Source organism: Lactiplantibacillus mudanjiangensis (genome assembly GCF_005405385.1).
Taxonomy (GTDB): domain Bacteria; phylum Bacillota; class Bacilli; order Lactobacillales; family Lactobacillaceae; genus Lactiplantibacillus; species Lactiplantibacillus mudanjiangensis.
The window spans coordinates 1-1,308 of sequence record NZ_BJDY01000013.1 but is presented as its reverse complement, the minus strand read 5'-3'; the positions used below and the strand labels follow the sequence as shown (position 1 = coordinate 1,308).

Genomic DNA, 1,308 nt, shown 5'->3' with positions numbered 1-1,308 from the left:
CCGCCTCTATAAATCGTTCCAATACGTTTGCCATTAATAAATGGGTGTATAGATTTGCCATTTATATAGATTGCCATGCTGTTGCTCCAATCCAACCGAACCAACTAGCAGGCAATTAACACTAGTAGGCCGTAATTGACGCGATAATTAATGAATCAACTTCACCATCATAAGGATAAGCCGCACTTGTATCGTAATACGTTGTTCCACCTAAGCCATGACCCGTTGAAGTTGCTAAAGGCGAGTAGCCTACCTTAATAGTTGTATCGTTAACCTTTGTAAAACGAATATAAAACTTGTTGTAGGAAGCACCTACCAGCAGATCATACGTTGCGCCATTTGCCATAGATTTAAATGGAATTTGTTGGTGAATAGGTGTGCTTAATGCCGGTGATGGTGCTGAATGATATTTAGTCGGGTGATTAGGATCATCTGCCCCAGCAGTGAACTGCCACCAAACATTATCATAATTCGTCGCATTAATTACAATACCTGTTTTAAGCTTGCTAATCGGTTGGTTAAGTGTAATGTTCGTGTCTGACGCATAATACGCGTTCCAGTTCCACAATATTGTTCCAGGTTTTACGTAATCACGATAGATTGCCCCCCCCGCGCGATAAATAGTCGCTATTCTTTTACCATTTATATACGGATGTATTGCTTTTCCATTTATATAGATTGCCATGATTTCACCTTCTATGATTCGACTGTGTAGTATAGATTATTCGTATCAGATGCAGATTTAGTTTTGGCATCAGCTTCACTTGAAGCCTGAATATATTTAGCCGTGGCTGTACTGATAGCGGTTGTAACATCAGTTTTAGATGCCATTGTTGTTGAATTAGGTACTCGCCAACCAGACCACTTACCCGTTGAAGCACTTCCCGAATAGGTATTAACTAGTTGAGAAGCATTGGTATCAGTAATCGTTACATTTTTCCCATCTATTGGTTGATTGCCTACCGCTTTTACTACGACCGTAGACCATGATACTAACAACGCTGGAAAGTTCTTAGGCTTAACTCTCCATGTATAATAAGTCCCCACGTCTAAGGCTAATACATCATCATCATCCGTCAGCGTCGTCTTAGCCAATACACTTGGGTCAATTGCTGAGGTATCTGCTTTAGTTGCAAGTCCTGTACTTAAATCAGTACTAGTGATTAAATTCGTGTTATTGACTGTTGGTACCGTATCAAAGTTGTTTGCACCAGATAGGTGAGCTACTTTGGTATCATCAGCGGCCGTATAGTTTAGCTTGTCCTGCTTAGTGTTAACTTCATCGATTGAAGCAACCTTATCGGCTGG

At 40.6% G+C, this 1,308-nt stretch carries 1 protein-coding gene and 1 pseudogene; both read right to left on the bottom strand.

What is annotated here, in order from left to right:
* Positions 1 to 121: 121 nt before the first annotated feature.
* Complete coding sequence (locus tag FFM84_RS16015; RefSeq protein WP_130844769.1) at positions 122 to 685, bottom strand: hypothetical protein; 564 nt, start codon at positions 683 to 685, stop codon at positions 122 to 124.
* Positions 686 to 696: 11 nt separating this feature from the next.
* Positions 697 to 1,308 (bottom strand): annotated as a pseudogene (locus FFM84_RS16235) (hypothetical protein); the annotation flags it as partial.

Bases quoted from the DNA above. Each gene is read 5' to 3' on its own strand.
- FFM84_RS16015 (WP_130844769.1), bottom strand. From the start codon at position 685: ATGGCAATCTATATAAATGGAAAAGCAATACATCCGTATATAAATGGT.